Raw genomic sequence first — 15,661 nt, forward strand, 5'->3', positions numbered from 1 at the left:
TCACAGGAGACGCAAACATGCAGATCGAACTCGCGCGCGCCCCGCAAGTTCGGACGCTGGGTGAACTGACGAATGAGCTGAATGAGGCACTCGGCGCCATCTTGCTCAACTGCGGAGCTAGCCTGCGCTGGCTCGAGAGGGCTGATCCGGATTTGAACGAAGCACTCACGTCGATGAGGCGGGTGCTTGCGGACGCGCAACGCGCCGCCCAGGCCGTCGTTAGCGTGGGGAACTTGGAGGCATCGGCGCAGACCTCCCCGGTCCACCGCCGAAATTAAGTGTTATGCCCATGGCAGCGGTTGCAAGCCGCCGCTGCCGACCGGCGGGTGCCGGTATGTCATTCCCAATGTCCGTTATGGGCCGTGAACGGACTCATGCACCGCAGCAAACCTCGGCCGCTCGCCATGGCATCCGAGTCGTCTCGTCGAGGTTTGCTCGCGCTGCGAGACCGCCTTATAGTGTTTCAGGCAGACTGCAGAGGTCACGCGCCAGTAAGAGGTATTCGCGGCGTGTCTGGTCAGCCTGACCGAGAGAGGTCGGTACATTTCGGGATATGACGAACGTGGCGCACGTTCTGACGGACGCCGAATTTGTAGTCCTTTTGGAGGCCGGGCCCGATGCTTTGGTGGTCACGGACGTGCATGGCAACGTCTTGCTCGTGAACGCCCAAACCAAAGAGCTGTTTGGCTATGACCGCGAGGAGCTTTTAGGCAAAGACGTCGAAACGCTTATACCGGAACGGTACCGAAGCTTGCGCCCAATGGGAGCCCGCCGGCAATTGTACGGATTGCGCAAAGACGGAAGCGAGTTCTCGGTGGAAATTAGCCTCACTCCCTTCCGGAGCGGCAATCGGATGTGGGTATTCGCCGCGATCCGTGACGGTACCGACGGGAACGGCGCGGAGCCGATGTTGCGTCGGAGCGCATCATACCTGGCCGCAGCGCAAAAGTTGACGCATACGGGCAGCTGGGCGTGGAATCCACGACAGGATAGGCTGCTGCACTGCTCTGAGGAGGTTTTCCGGATCTATGGAATGGATCCGGGGAACGGCGTACCGACCTTTGAGATGCTCTCACAGCGGGTGCACCCGGACGATCGTGACTGGGTAAGAGAGAGCACCGTGCAGATTTTTCGCCACAGGCAAGAGCGCCTGTTTGAATACAGAATTGTGCTGCCTGACGGGACCCTCAAATACGTTGAAAGTGTCCGCCGTCCTGTCATGGATGGACAGGGGAATGTCAATGAAGTGCTCGGCACGTCGGTCGATGTAACTGAACGAAAACATGCCGAGGATGCACTTCGGCGGAGTGAAGCTTATCTGGCCGAAGCACAAAGGCTGACTCGTACAGGTAGTTGGGCGTGGGATCCCCGCCGTGATCGGATGCTGCACTGCTCGGAAGAAATCTTCCGAATATATGCTTTGGATCCCGCCGACGGCATGCCGGATTTTGAAACGCTGTTTCAGCGAGTCCATCCGGAGGACCGTGATCTGGTCAGAGGAAGGACCCTTGAGGGCGTCCGTCAAAGAGAAGAGCGTCTGCTGGAGTACAGAATCGTACTGCCTGACGGCGCGATCAAATACATCGAAAGTGTTCGTCGTCCTGTTCTGGACAAGATCGGGAACGTCGTTGAAGTCGTAGGCACATCACTGGACGTCACTGAACGCAAGCGCTCCCAGCAGGAGCGCGAACGATTGCATAAGCTTGAGGCAGATATCGCGCATGTCAACCGGGTGAGCATGTTGGGAGAGCTGGCCGCTTCATTGGCTCACGAAATCAAACAACCTCTTGCAGCGGTCATCTTGAACGCCAAAGCCTGTCAGATTTGGATTGATCAAGTTCCGTCAAATTTCAGAAGAGGCGCGCGCATCAGCAAAGCGGATTGAGCAAGACGGAACCCGGGCGGTCGAGGTGATCGACCGTGTTCGTTCTTTCTACAAAAAAGACGTTCCGGATCGACGGGAGCTGGTCGATTTGAGCAAACTGATCGAAGAGATGATCATGCTGGTGCGTGGTGAAATGATGGGAAATTCCGTAACAGTTCGACTCGAACTCGCGGATGGCCTTCCAAAGGTGATGGCGGATTCTGTGCAATTGCAGCAGGTGTTGATCAATCTCGTGCTTAACGCAATCGAAGCTATGAGGGACAGAGGGGGCGAACTGACGATAGGGTCACAACTGACTGCCGATCGAAACGTAGTAATTTCGGTCGGCGACACCGGAGTAGGGCTGCCGACGGAAAACCTTGACCGCATATTCGACCCGTTCTTTACGACGAAACCCCAGGGCACCGGGATGGGCCTGGCGCTGACTCGTTCTATTGTCGAGTCCCATGGCGGCCGCGTCTGGGCTGTCGCTAACGCTGGCCTGGGCGCAACCTTCCATTTCGCGCTGCCTGTTCAATCAGAGCCGAGAAGAGTGTCTGCCTGAGAGAGCATAAGCGGAGCAATCTCCTGGCAAACATGGCTGTGACCAGGGCAAAGTTTGCAAGGGCAGGCAAAGGCGCGCCGACGCCGTATGAAACGGCCGGCGAGCGCGCCGGCTTTGCCCAGTGGCACCGGAGGCGCCCCATGACCGCTGTGGGTCAAACTGCGACGTGCGGGGGAGGGCCGCTTCTGGCGCAAACCGGACGTTCGGCCGGCCCCGTATATCTCAGAAGGGCCAAAACCTGCTATTCCTGCACGTGCGGAACCGCAGATGAAGCGCAGTTGCGATTTGCACCGCCATCTATTGGGGAGCGGCAGGGATCGTGAAATGAAACGCAGTGCCCCGCGGGATGTTCGCCGTCGCCCATATTCGCCCCCTGTGTCCTTCCACAATTGAGCGACAGATTGCCAATCCCATCCCCATTCCGGTCGACTTGGTTGTGTAAAACGGATCGAAAAGACGATCGAGGTTTTCCGGGCGTATGCCCGACCCCGAATCCCGGACAGAGACAAGCACACCATCTGGCGAATTCGCCTGGGTGCTGATCTGTAGCTCGCGCAAGTCCCGATCGCCCTCGCTCATGGCCTGCACTGCGTTCAAGATCAGGTTGAGCATCACTTGTTGCAGTTGGGTGCGATCACCGGTTACGGCGGGCAGCCCTTCGGCAAATTGCGCTTTTACCGAGACGCCGCTTTTCCTGGATTCACCCTGTGCGAGGTCGATGATCTCACCAATCGCTTCATTCATATCCAAGTGCTCTTTCCGCGGTGGAGTCCTCTCGACGAGGCCACGAATTCGACTGACGACGTTTCCAGCTCTGCTACCGTCACTTTTGATCCTGGCCAGCAGCCGACGCGCCTCGTCCAAATCCGGCACATCACGATTCAGCCAACGCAGTGCCGATTCCGCGTTGACAATTGTGGCGCCGATCGGCTGACTGACCTCATGAGCAATTGACGCCGTGAGCTGGCCCATTGTCGCAACGCGATTCGCGTGCGCGAGCCCCAACTGCGTTTCGCGATAGCGTCGCTCGCTCTCACGCGCCTCGGATTCCGCACGTTTGCGTTCAGTCAAATCAAGCACAAAAGCGACGCCCTGAGTCGCGTGTGGCTCAAGGCTTGCCGCGCCGATCAGCACAGGAACCTTGCTGCCATCCTTCCGGACGTAATCCCTCTCGAACGGCTGTGCGCTCCCGGTTGTCCTTATTTCCCGCAACGTGTGAGCCGCTCGGTCGTGCCACTCCGGCGCTATCAGATCCAGCCAGCGCATGCGACCAGAATCGAGGTCGTTACGGTCGAATCCCAAAATGCGCAGAAACGCGTCATTGGCTTCGATGATCTGGCCTTTGAAGTCGAAGATCACGATACCGATGATGTTGGCGTCGACCAAGCGTCGGATCTTGGCCTCGCGTTCTGCCAGGTCGCAGTACAGACGGGTATTTTCGAGCGAGATCGCGGCCTGCGCGGCCAGCAGATTCAGCACTGTGATCCGGGCGGGCGCAAAAATGTGTGGGGTCAGATTGTTCTCGAGGTAGAGGACGCCGATCAGTTGGCCTCGGTTTAGCAACGGCATGCATAGAACTGAGCGGGTGTGGCGCTGACGGATGTAGGGATCATCTGCAAACGGAGTATTGGCTGCGGCATCGTCGATAATGATGCTCTCCCGAACCCGTAGAACATAGTGGACAACCGACTCCGGCAACGAGATTGCAGTCAACGCCTCGTCGCGCAACTCAACGACGATGGTCTCGCCGGTTGTCGCTTCCGCAGCGATCCTCGGCCCGTCCGCGTGCGAAAGGATGAGCAGACCTCGCACGGCGCCCGATTGCTCGATCGCGGTGCGCATGAGAGTCTCGAGCAGCTTTTCCAGGACGAAGGCGCCCGATATCGCCTGTGACATCTTGATGACGGTGGCGAGATCCAGATGTTCGACCGGCGCTTCGATTGTGCCCATTGGAGTCGACGCGCGTTCGTCGAGCGTCAAGCGCGGATGCAGCTGATCGAGGTTCCGCACTTTGCCGGCTGCCCCCCACCGCAAATAGCAGGAACGAGCCTCTCGCAAATACGCACGGGAAATGGTTTCGAAGCCGCGCGCTGCGTAGAAGCGGGCGGCCAGCTCGCTGGCGATCGCCTCATTGTGGACAAAGCCGTTATCTTGCGCCGAGCGGATGGCCTGTTCATAGAGCCGCTCGGCGTCAAGCACACGGCCTTCGACCCGGGCAATCTCCGCACCGACAAGAGCGGCGCGATTCTCGAAGTTTTCCGGGCAATTCGCCTCCCATACACAGAGCTCACGGTGGTGATCGGCCAGAGCATCGACATGATTCTGGCGTTGGTCAGCAGGGGCGTCGTCGCAAAACACGGCGCGTGAGAGCGCGGCATAAAAATGAAATTCCGCGTCTTCGAAGAACGACCGCGCCGTCCACACCACGCGTTGTGCCTCCGATGATGCCTCAACGGCAGCGGCGTAGTCTCCCGCGATGAAGCACGCCTGAAGCTTGCGGATCCAATACCAACACTCGGCGACGACCAGATTCGGATTCGTCGATAATCGATGCGCTACATCAATCTCGTCGAACTCATCGCCGTCCAATGCGCCAAATGTTCGCGTCAACCCGCGCAGCATTCTGACCAGAGCAAGTTGGGTAGCGATAACATCGGCTATAAAGCCGAACCCCGCCTTCTGCGCAAACGCGAGACTACGTTCGGCCTCTCGTTCCACCTCAATGAGCGGATCACCTGCCGCCAGCATGTTGGTGATCAGATGACTGCAGCTGACGACCGCATTGGTAAGATCGCCGCTTTGGTTGGACGACACGACGGCGCGGCGCAGCAGATCGCGACCTGTCTTGACATGTTTCGTCCAGGGCAGGACGTCGCCGAAGAGCTGATAGGTTTTGGCCTCAAACCGCCTCAATCCGCGCCGTTCGGTCAGTTCATAACCAAGTCGGGCAAAGCGATACCCGGCCTGGTAGTCGCCGAAACACGGACCAGCGATCACTCCAAGGCGACTGTAGAAGGCGCACGAAGCGTCGCAGTTGCCGCGCTCGAGACTGAGATTGACGCCGCGGCAAGCCGTCAAAGAATAGAGATTCACATCCGTCACCCGTGCCGGCAGCCCGAGCCTCAGCAAAAGGTCAAAGGTGGTGAGGGACGCCGGATCACTCACCAACGGCAGTTCGATCAGATCCTCGATCGCGCGCTCTCCGAGCTGCGATTGCATCCTGTCATATTCGCTTCGGGCCTCCTCTTGCGTCGGATGTGCCGACCATTCGATGCCCAGGTGCCGGAAATATTCGAGGCCCACCGCAACCGCGTCGCTGTTCCTGTCGAGGGTTGTGTGCACGTCGATGCGCAAGCACGCGACGATCGCTCGCTCCACCGCACTGGCGGCGCGGATTGAGAGCATGGCCAGGCGCTTGTTCGCGGCGGTAAGCTCCCCAGTGAGGAATTCGCATTCGGCCCGGAGCAACTCGAGCGCGAAGACGAGCTCGCGCCGACGCTCCCAGCAATCATCCGTCAGCAGCATCAAGCCTGCGGTGCAATATTTGAGCGCCGAGGCATGGGCGGTGGACGACTTGGCCCGCTGCCCTGCAAGCAGGTTGAGCTCGGCCAACTGCTCACGCTCGTTTGGGGAGGCGATCAATGCAGCGCCGCGGTTGAGCTGGTTGACGATTTCGAATATCGCCTTCTCTCGTTCCTCCGGCGGTGTGTGCGCCGCGAGCAGCCAGCCGATCCGCAGGTGCGTCTCCGGGCGCAGGTTCTCAGGAATGAGCATATAGGCGGCTTCCTGCACCCGGTCGTGAAGGAAACGGTAGGACTGCTCCGTGCGGAAGACGAAGCCGGCGCGGGCTGCTTCCCACAGCCGGTCATGCATCTCCTCCGTCGACTGCCGCGAAAGCATCTCAAGCAGATCGAACTCCGCGCTGCTGCCCACGCACGCCAGCAACTGCAATGCTTGCTGCGTTTCGACGGGCAGGCGTGTCAGCTTGTCGACCATAAGGTCGACCACATTGTCGGTATAACGCTTGGCGCGGATCCGATCGAGATCCCAGGACCAGCGCGCAGCATCATGATCAAAGGTAAGCAACCTTTCATCGGCGAGCGAAGCAATAAACTGGATGGCGAAGAACGGATTGCCATCCGTCTTGTCGTGCACCATGTCCGCGAGCGGCGCGCTGCGTTCCGGCTCGCAGCGAAGGGCGTCCGCAATCAGCTGTCTGAGATGCTCTGAGGCAAGCGGCCCGAGCGTGATCTCGCTGACTATTCCGCCAGCGCCCTTGATCGCGTCGAGCTTCCGCATCATCGGATGTGCCGCAGTGACTTCATTGTCGCGGTAGGCACCAATCAGCAGGAGATGCCCCAGGTCCGAACGCGTCAGAAGATCGTCCAGCAAGTCGAGGGTCGCCGCGTCGAGCCATTGCAAGTCATCGAGGAAGAGCGCCAGGGGATGTTCCGGCCGGGCGAAGACGCCGATGAACTGCCGAAACACCTGCTGGAAACGCCGCTGCGCGTCCAATGGCGCAAGTTCAGGGACCGGCGGCGGCTCGCCGATGACGAGCGTCACCTCGGGAACAAGAGCCACGATCAATCCCGCATTCGGTCCCAGCGCCTCCCGGAATGCAAGTCGCCAACGCGCAAGGTCCGCTTCGCTCTTGCTAAGAAGGGGCCGGACGAGCCTCTGAAAGGCCTGCGCCAACGTGGCATAAGGGATGTCGCGCTTGAACTGATCGAACTTGCCGGAGCCGAACAGCCGCGCTGTGGCACCAGCGCCTTGTGCAGCTCGTTGACCACCGAGGACTTGCCGATGCCGGAATAGCCGGAGACCAGCACTAGCTCCGGAGGGCCGCCGCCCACAATGCGGTCGAAGGAGGCGAGCAAGGCCTCGACCTCGCCTGTCCGCCCGTAGAGCTTCTCGGGAATCAGGAGGCGGTCGGGCATGTCGTCTTCGCCAAGCGCGAAATCGTCGATCCGGCGCCCAGCCTCCCAGTCGATCAGACATCTGCGAAGGTCGCTGGCGAGACCGGCCGCGGTCTGGTAGCGATCCTCGGCCGTCTTGGCGAGCAGCTTCATGACGATCGCCGAGACGACACTGGGGATCTCCTTCAGCCGATCGGCGGGCGAGAGCGGAGTCCTTGCGAGGTGACAATGCACCCAATCCATCGGATCGGTGGCGGTAAACGGTAAGGTGGCAGTGAGCATTTCGTAGAAGGTGACGCCGAGCGCATAGAGGTCGCTGCGGGAGTCGATCGAACGGTTCATTCGTCCGGTCTGCTCGGGGGCTATGTAGGCGAGAGTGCCGGCCAGCGTCTCGGGAGGCCCAGCCGCCTGTCGCTCGCGGGGCAGCCGCGATGCGATCCCGAATCCGGTGAGCCGCGCCTCGCCAGTCGTGCCATTGACCAGGATATTGGCCGGCTTGATGTCCTTGTGGACGAGGCCCCGCTGATGGAGCCTGCCGAGAGCCGCAGCGATACCGATGGCCAGCCGCAGGAAGCGTCCCACATCCATCGGTGCGCCCAGGAGCCGATGAAGCGCCTCGCCGCCCTTATCCTCGAGCACCAGCATCGGCCGAGCTCCATCGCTCGTGAGTTCCAGCGGCCGCACCGCCCACGTCCCATCCAGTTCATCCCTGAGGGCGTATTCGTGAGCAAGGCGGTCGAGGCTCGAGCGCGACGGGTGCTCGGTGGCGGGCAATACAACCAGTACTGCGCTCCGGTTGCCGTCATCGCAGGTGCGCCAGCCCCGGCAGAAGACGGGTTCTCCGTCCTCCCACAAAACCTGTGAACTACTGTCCGGATCAGTGGTGAGCATCGGTCGGTCTCCATCATTCAGGTTTCATTCGGAATTCAGTCGAGTGTCCGAATGAGGTGACCTTTGATGGGTCAAGCGATAGCGCGTCGCGACCAGCGAGCACAGTGGCGACCGTACAATAGCATTTCCCAACGTTCATCTGTGACGGATAGGACGAATTTGTCGCAAGCATTCATTTCAGCGCCATCAAGCCCGCTTTGAGTCAAAAAGCGGCTGTGGCGAACCGATCTAACCGACGTCTGCTTTGCCCCCTCGAACCGCGTCCAGCTCTATCAAGTCGACGCAGCACGGCTAAGACAGCGCCGGAGAAAGAGACCGGGTGGTTTCGCAGGCGCCACTGCACGATTTGGCGCGCCGAACAAAGATATTCTGCGATCTCACGCGCTTGATCGTAGCTCAAAGGCAGCCCTAGCTGGGTTGATGCCAGCGCCCCCGCAAGTCGCTGGATCTGACTCACTTTTGGTGCAGTTGCTTAGGCGGCGCCGATGAGGCGTCGCTCAAGCAGAGTTTGCACGCCCATACCTGCTTACGCCAAGCTTCGGCATGATCTTGCGGCGCTGCGTTGTAACGCAGTCAGCCGCATTCAAGAAGAGAGTTCTCGCATTGTTCTCGGGAGAGGCTCACAAGGCCGTCTGCTGGTCAAGGAGATTTCAAGCTCGATTGACGAAGAACTTTTTCTCGCCCCTCCTACTGTATGCCAAAGTCTTCTCCGGCCGCACAACGGGACAAGGGAAATCCGAAATCATGTTTATGGACCGTGGAATTGCCGACGCCGGCGCGATGGGTGAGGGGACTCTGCCTGGTCATCGGTCGCGGCTTGTCAACCGCCGGGCGTTTCTGTTCGGCTCCGCTGCCGGTCTCGCCGCACTGGGCCTGGCCGGTTGCGCATCCGACTACATGAGCCTGGCCGAGGCGGAGAAAGTCTACGGGCCCGTGCCCAACGAGAAATTCCCGATCCCTGCTGTCGATGTTAGTAAGATCAATCCGAAATATTTTCGCAAGACAGTGCGCTACGACAGCAATGAGGCGCCCGGTACGATTATCATCGATCCCGGCAAGTACTACGTTTACCGCATTGAAGGCGAGGGAAACGCTACCCGCTATGGAGCCAATGTCGGCCGCGATGGGTTCCGGTGGAGCGGGGAGGCTTATGTCGGGCGCAAAGCCGAATGGCCTACCTGGACGCCACCCACTGAGATGATCGCGCGCCAGCCGGAGGCGGGCAAATATGCTCGTGGCATGCCGGGAGGTCTTGACAATCCACTTGGTGCCCGCGTGCTCTACCTCTATCAAAATGGGGCGTACACGCTTTACACGATCTATAGCACTAGCGACCCTGAAACGATCGGGAACGGCATTACGAGCGGTTGTACCGGCCTCCTCAGCCAGGACATGCTCGACCTCTATTCGCGAACGCCCGTCAAAACGAAGGTGATAGTGCTGCCGGTATAGGCAACGGCGTCGGCCGCCGGTCCAGGCGCCGCCAGTAGCTCTCCGAGAAGGCCGTCGGCTTGACTTCGCCACCTTGGCGCCGGCCGTCCGGCTATGAGCCTGGAGGGTGGCATCGGCTGCGATCTGCGCGCTGGTCCGCTTGCCCCTCGACTTGCTCAGGGAAACATCAAACCTCGTTGGACTGCTTGCCGTGGTCCTGGCCGGCCCTGATGCAGACACCGCCATCGACGGAATGCATCAAGTCGTGCTGCAAATCGGAGCACGCCTCGATCTGATCAAGGAGCGGCTGGAATGCGGCTCGCCCAGCTCCTGATCCTGCGAGCCCGCGTCAGGCTCGCCTGCTGGGCTCGCCAAGCTCTACAGCGTGTTGATGCCGGAAGAGCACCGATGAAGCATAAGGCCCGCCGGTTCACGCTGGCGGGCCTTAACATACGAGCCACCTCGCAGACGGCGCTTGAGACGCCGCCTGCATTAAGAGCGCGCGCTACTGAGGGTTGATGGTGCCGATCGGGCCGTACCCTCCAGGGACGACCGGGCCGGACCCCAAGAGCCCCAGCAAGGGCGGCGGTATGGGGATGGATGGCACAATGGCCTGGCCAGGGGTGAAGTTCGTATAGATGCCACCGCTAACCTCATCGAGATCGCCGATGGATAGTTCGTGAAGTTCGTTACTCATGCCTCGTTCCTGCAAATGGTTTAGGAAAAGAAGAGTGTGGCTCTCTTGGGTTCGTTCGCGTCGTGACCTGCATCACAAACCCTAGGCGCGCTCGTGGCTCAGAGCAGCCGCGAGCTACTGCCTCTCGTGGGTGTGGAGAAGCTGCCAAGGTCAAAAGCTTCGGTCCTTCCGGCACCATCGACTAACGCGTGCTCTGCTCCTCCAAACCGGAACGGCCAAACTTTTGCAGTTTCGGGCGGCTTTCGAGAAGCGTCGCGGGCGCGCAATACTAGCTACGGTGACAAGCTAGGGATGTGCGAGTGTCAGAACCGACCTCGGCGGCGCAACTGGACGGTTCCAGGAAGCGACCGAGGAATGCAGTCGCCGGCAAGCTGGATAAGCCGCGAGCGGCGCCACGATTGAAGGTTGCCAAGCAGCGAGCTTCGTCGCTGACCACCGGACCACAGCGCTGACAAAGATCCAGAGGTCTGCGTCGCAGACGCCCCTGCCAAGACGCTCGCTGCCCGCCATAAAAATTCGCTATGGCGGCAGACCGCAGTCGTGCTTCCCCCGCGACTGGACGCAAATCTATTTTTTACCGCCGGCCGCAGCAAAAAATTCCAAGGGCAAGAACAAAAAGGCGGCGGACAGAGCGGGTGCACAAAGTTTGGCAGCAACGGAGCGGGGAAATGACGATTGACTTGAGCCGACGTGGATTCTGCGTTGGAACTGCCTTGATTGGACTTCAGACCATTTCCTCCGGTGCGTTCGCCCGAAGTGAAGACGGCACGATCAAGCTGGGCCTCGTCGCGCCGATGAGCGGCCCGAACGCCCGGTATGGCGCGTTTTCGCTGCGCGGCGCCGAGATGGCGGCGAAAGAGATCAACGGAGCGGGAGGCGTCGGCGGGCGCAAGATCAACGTCCTGCCCGCGGACAGCCAGGGAACGCCAGTCGAGGGCGTTTCGGCGACGCGGCGTCTGATCGACCAGAGTCAGGTCGACTACATCATCGGCGACGTCTCCAGCTCGGTCACGCTGGCCATGCAGCCGGTCGCCGAGGATGCGGGTGTTCTGCTCCTCAACGCGGCCTCGTCCAACCCGATGATTACCTACAAGGCGGGTGTGGGCGGCTTCAAATGGACCTATCGCAACTATCCGACCGACGAGAACCGCGCGCTGATCGTGCTGCAATACGCCGCCGAGAAAAAGGGTTTCACGAAATACGCCGTTCTCTCGGTCGACACCGACTATGGGCGCGCGGCCATCGCCTTCACCAAGAAGTACCTGCCTCGCTTCAACAGCCAGATTCTGACTGAGGATTACTACAAGGAAGGTGAAGTCGATTTCCGCAGCGTGCTCTCCAAGATCCGCGATTCCGGCGCCCAGGCCATCATCATGTACGGCAACGCAGATTCGACGCCCATCGTCGGGCGCCAGATGATCGAAGTCGGGATCGCCGGCAAGATTCCGCTGATAGGCAACGCTGAGTTCAATACCGCGAGCACGATCAAGGCGGCACCGAAAGCGCTCGAAGGAGCCATCGAGGCAGCGGCCTGGCTTCCGGCGTATGATTCCGCGAAGAGCAAGGCTTTCGTCGAGAAGTTCATCGCCGAGTACGGCGAGGCGCCGAACAATCACGCCTATGTGCATTGGGAGACGGTACACCTGCTGGCCAAGGCGATCGAGCAGGCCCAGAGCATCGACCGCGAGAAGGTCCGCGCCGCGCTCTCCGCCATCCACTACGAAAGCGCGGTTGGAGAAGTGACGTTCGACGATCACAATCAGGCCCGTTTGCCGATGATTCTGCTTGAGATCGAGCACGGCAAGCCCGCGATCAAGGGAGCCTACACGGCCGAGATCGACTATCCGAAGTAGCGCAACGGACGGCGGGTCACATGTTCTACACGGTCATCGAGCAGGTCGTTAACGGTATCGTTTCCGGATCGGTCTACGCGATCGTCGCCGTCGGCATGACGATGATCTTCGGCGTGCTGCGCGCCATCAACTTCGCCCATGGCGAATATTACATGCTCGGCACGTTCGGGGCGTGGTTCGCGATCGATCATTTCGACCTGCCTTATCCGGTCGCGGTCGTGATCGGCGTGGTCGCGACGGCGCTGATCGCCGTCGTCGTCGGCAATTTCGTGATGCAGCGGATCGTGGGCGCGCCGGCGGAGGCCGGGGTGCTCGCCACGCTCGGAGTCGCTCTGATCCTGCAGAACACCGTCATCCTGGTGTTCGGCGGCAGCTACAAGTTCTTCTCCGGCGGCTACATCGAGCCGGTGACGCTGTTCGGCTTCACGCTCGCCGAGCAGCGCGTGCTGATCATCATCGTCGGCCTCATCGTGTTCGTCGGCCTCGAGCTGATGGTCACCTACAGCCGCATGGGCAAGGCCATGCGCGCGGTCTCGCAGAACATCGAGTGCTGCGCGGTGGTCGGTATCGACGTCCGCCATGTCGCGCTGTGGACGTTCATCCTCGGCGCCTGCCTCGCCGGACTCTCGGGCGTCCTGACCGCGCCGGTGAATGTCAGCGTCTATGGCGGCATGGGCGAGCTCATCACCTTCAAGACGCTGCCGATCATCATCATGGGCGGACTTGGCAACGTTCGCGGCACGTTCGTCGCGGCGATGATTTTGGGCATCGCGGAGAGCCTGGTTGCGACCTATGTCGGCCTTCAGTTCCGCGACACAGTCGGATTTGCGACCCTGATGCTGGTTCTGATGTGGCGGCCGCATGGGCTGTTCTCGGCCCAGGCACGGTTTTGATTTTTGCAGTGAAGACAGCTTCTTGAGGTCGTTCGAGTGCAGAACATGACGCCAGCCGAACTCTCATTGCCGATCCCGGGGCGGGACTTTCGTCTTCCGTTCGGTGTCGCACTTGCGGCGCTCGCCTGCGCCGCTCCACTCTTCCTCGGCAATTATCCCCTGCACGCAATCATCATCGCGCTGATCTTCCTGCTGCCGGCCCACGGGTTGAACCTGCTGCTCGGCTACACCGGGCTATTGTCGCTGGCGCAAGCGGCTTTCTTCGGTATCGGCGCCTATACGTCCGCGCTGCTCGCGGTGCATTTCGGCACGCCCTTCTATGTGAACTTCCTCGCGGCGGGCATCGCGGCCGGCGCCATCGCGCTGCCGCTCGGGATTCCCGCGCTGCGGCTGCGCGCCACGTCCTTTGTGATGTGTACGCTCGGCTTCGTCATCATCGGCCAGGCCATCGCCAAGAACTGGATCAGCCTGACCCGCGGCGACATGGGGCTGGCGGCCATTCCAAAGCCCTATTTCGCGCTGGGCCCGGCCTCGTTCACGGTCTCCGGAACGGTCGGCTTCTATTATCTGGTCCTCGCGATCGCCGCGTTCGCCACGCTGATCGCGTATCTGATCGTCCGCTCGCCGGCAGGGCGGAACATGATCGCCATTCGCGAGAACGAGACGCTGGCCGAATCCGTCGGCATTCCGACCTGGCACTACAAGCTGCTGGTCTTCATGATCAGTGCCGCCTTTGCCGGCCTCGGCGGCAGCCTTTATGCGCACTACCTCACCGTGGTCAGCCCACTCACCTTTCAGATGTACTATTCGACGACGATGCTGATCATCGTGCTCGGAGGAGGGGCTGGGACCATCACGGGCGTGATCTTCGGAAGCTTGTTGTTTGTCGGCCTCACCGAAGCACTTCGCGTCGCGCCTGAACTGCGCATGATCGCTTACGGCTTCTGTCTGCTCGGCCTTGTGTTCTGGTTTCCGAGCGGGTTCGCACCGCTCATCGGCCGGTTCTGGTCGTTCCTCGAGAGGCGCAAATGACCGGGCTCCCGATCCTCGAAATCTCCGGTCTCTGCAAGTCGTACGGTGCTGTGCGGGCGGTCGACAGCGTCGATCTTCACGTCGATCGCGGTGAGATCTGCGGGCTTATCGGGCCTAACGGCTCGGGCAAGTCGACGTTCTTCGACTGCGTGACCGGGCTTGCCAGGCCGAGCGCGGGAGCCGTTAAGCTGGACGGCCAGGACATCACAGGGTGGTCGCTGAATGACATCGCCCGCGAAGGCCGTATGCTGCGCTCCTTTCAGAAGACGGTGGTGTTCAGCGCGCTCGATATCGAGGAAAACCTTGTCATCGCCGGCCAGATGTTCACCTTCCCCGGCATCCTGTCGACATTCGGAATAGGGGCCGCAGCCCGCAATCGCGTGGCGGCACTGCGGGAGCGGGCGCGCGAACTGATCAGGATCGCTGGCCTGTGGGACGTGCGTTTCCAGCCCGCGGGCAAGCTTTCCGGAGGCCAGCAGAAGCTGATCCAGTTCGCCTCGATGCTCATGCCCGAGCCAAAACTCATCCTGCTCGACGAGCCGATGGCCGGCATCAACCCAAAGCTCATCGAGCGCGTGGTCGACAGCATCCGTCTTGCCAATACATCCTTCGGCGTCAGCTTCCTGATCATCGAGCACAACATCGACGTGGTGACGAGCCTGTGCAGGCGCGTGGTCGTGCTCGACCAGGGACGCAAGCTCGCAGAGGGCACGCCAGACGATATCGTCCGAAACCAGGCGGTGCGGGAGGCCTATCTCGGTGGCTGAAACCTCTCTCTCGATCAAGGACCTGCGCGCGGGCTACGGTTCGCTCGATATCCTCAACGGTGTCGATCTCGACGTACCCCAGGGACAGTTCGTCGCCCTGATGGGGCCGAACGGGGCAGGCAAGTCGACGCTCCTGAAGACTCTCTATGGCATGACGACGATCAAGGGCGGCAGCATCAACTGGCGGGGCAAGGACATCAGCGCCTACAAGTCCCGCGCAATCCTTGCCGAAGGCATTTCCTGGGTTCCGCAGGGACGCTGCAACTTCCCGGTCATGACCGTCGACGAGAACCTTCAGATGGCCGCCCATACGCTGCGCGACAGCCGGGTGAAGGCGGAGCGCGACTATGTTTATGACCTGTTTCCGATTTTGAAGACGCGCCGCAACACGCTTGCAGGAAACATGTCCGGCGGCGAGCAGCAATTGCTGGAGGTCGCAATGGCCGTGCTGCAGCGGCCCAAGATCCTGCTGGTTGACGAGCCGTCGGTCGGACTATCGCCCACGGCCATTGGAATCGTCTTCGATGAGTTGCTTCGTATCAATGCCGCCGGCCAGACGATTCTGCTCGTCGAGCAGAACACGAAGAAGGCCATGGCGGTGGCACAGCGCGCCGTCATCCTGCGTCTGGGCAAGGTGATATGGGACGGCCGTCCTGCGGATATTACCCATGATGAGCTGGGCGAGTTGTTCCTGACGGGCCGCATGCGCGGCGAAACCGACGTCGAACATTGATGATCATCGCGGCCTCGCC

General features: G+C 60.7%; 11 protein-coding genes and 1 pseudogene. 10 read left to right on the forward strand and 2 right to left on the reverse strand.

Annotated elements, in window-relative coordinates; translation table 11 throughout:
- Positions 1-17: 17 nt before the first annotated feature.
- The 3 genes from SO156_RS00380 (at position 18) to SO156_RS00390 (ending at position 2,429) form a co-directional block, all read left to right on the forward strand.
- On the forward strand, positions 18-278 hold the full coding sequence (locus tag SO156_RS00380) for a hypothetical protein (protein WP_498533472.1): 261 nt from the start codon (positions 18-20) through the stop codon (positions 276-278).
- A 284-nt stretch (positions 279-562) separates the two neighbouring features.
- Positions 563-1,885 carry a PAS domain S-box protein gene (locus SO156_RS00385; RefSeq protein ID WP_498533473.1) on the forward strand — a complete coding sequence of 441 codons (1,323 nt, stop codon included), beginning with the start codon at positions 563-565 and terminating at the stop codon, positions 1,883-1,885.
- Entirely contained in the window at positions 1,830-2,429 is a 600-nt protein-coding gene (locus tag SO156_RS00390) for a sensor histidine kinase (protein ID WP_498533474.1), read from the forward strand. The genes SO156_RS00385 and SO156_RS00390 overlap by 56 nt, the downstream gene beginning before the upstream one ends.
- A 297-nt stretch (positions 2,430-2,726) precedes the next feature.
- Here SO156_RS00390 and SO156_RS00395 read toward each other — a convergent pair.
- A pseudogene (locus SO156_RS00395) lies at positions 2,727-8,236 on the reverse strand (trifunctional serine/threonine-protein kinase/ATP-binding protein/sensor histidine kinase).
- A gap of 744 nt (positions 8,237-8,980) precedes the next feature.
- On the opposite strand from SO156_RS00395, the gene SO156_RS00400 reads away from it, so the two are divergent.
- Complete coding sequence (locus SO156_RS00400) at positions 8,981-9,688, forward strand: L,D-transpeptidase (RefSeq protein WP_498533823.1); 708 nt, start codon at positions 8,981-8,983, stop codon at positions 9,686-9,688.
- A gap of 106 nt (positions 9,689-9,794) precedes the next feature.
- The gene (locus SO156_RS00405; RefSeq protein WP_458145814.1) at positions 9,795-10,001 is read left to right on the forward strand and encodes a hypothetical protein; all 207 of its coding nucleotides are present in this window, start codon (positions 9,795-9,797) and stop codon (positions 9,999-10,001) included.
- Positions 10,002-10,172: 171 nt separating this feature from the next.
- Here SO156_RS00405 and SO156_RS00410 read toward each other — a convergent pair whose 3' ends face one another.
- Positions 10,173-10,364, reverse strand: a complete 192-nt coding sequence (locus SO156_RS00410) for a hypothetical protein (protein ID WP_458145815.1) — start codon at positions 10,362-10,364, stop codon at positions 10,173-10,175.
- A gap of 668 nt (positions 10,365-11,032) precedes the next feature.
- On the opposite strand from SO156_RS00410, the gene SO156_RS00415 reads away from it, so the two are divergent.
- Genes SO156_RS00415 through SO156_RS00435 form a run of 5 tightly spaced genes read left to right on the forward strand, consistent with a single transcriptional unit; the run spans position 11,033 to position 15,642 of the window.
- Complete coding sequence (locus SO156_RS00415) at positions 11,033-12,217, forward strand: ABC transporter substrate-binding protein (protein WP_458145816.1); 1,185 nt, start codon at positions 11,033-11,035, stop codon at positions 12,215-12,217.
- Positions 12,218-12,237: 20 nt separating this feature from the next.
- Entirely contained in the window at positions 12,238-13,110 is an 873-nt protein-coding gene (locus SO156_RS00420; protein ID WP_498533475.1) for a branched-chain amino acid ABC transporter permease, read from the forward strand.
- 45 nt (positions 13,111-13,155) lie between these two features.
- Positions 13,156-14,142 (forward strand): branched-chain amino acid ABC transporter permease, encoded by a 987-nt coding sequence (locus SO156_RS00425; protein ID WP_458145818.1) that lies wholly within the window; start codon positions 13,156-13,158, stop codon positions 14,140-14,142.
- Positions 14,139-14,909, forward strand: coding sequence for an ABC transporter ATP-binding protein (locus SO156_RS00430; protein ID WP_498533476.1), 771 nt, complete (start codon positions 14,139-14,141; stop codon positions 14,907-14,909). Before SO156_RS00425 ends, SO156_RS00430 begins: the two co-directional genes overlap by 4 nt.
- Positions 14,902-15,642: a branched-chain amino acid ABC transporter ATP-binding protein gene (locus SO156_RS00435; RefSeq protein WP_498533477.1), complete on the forward strand. Its 741-nt coding sequence runs from the start codon at positions 14,902-14,904 to the stop codon at positions 15,640-15,642. Before SO156_RS00430 ends, SO156_RS00435 begins: the two co-directional genes overlap by 8 nt.
- Positions 15,643-15,661 lie beyond the last annotated feature (19 nt).

It is taken from the genome of Bradyrhizobium sp. UFLA05-125 (assembly GCF_059803515.1).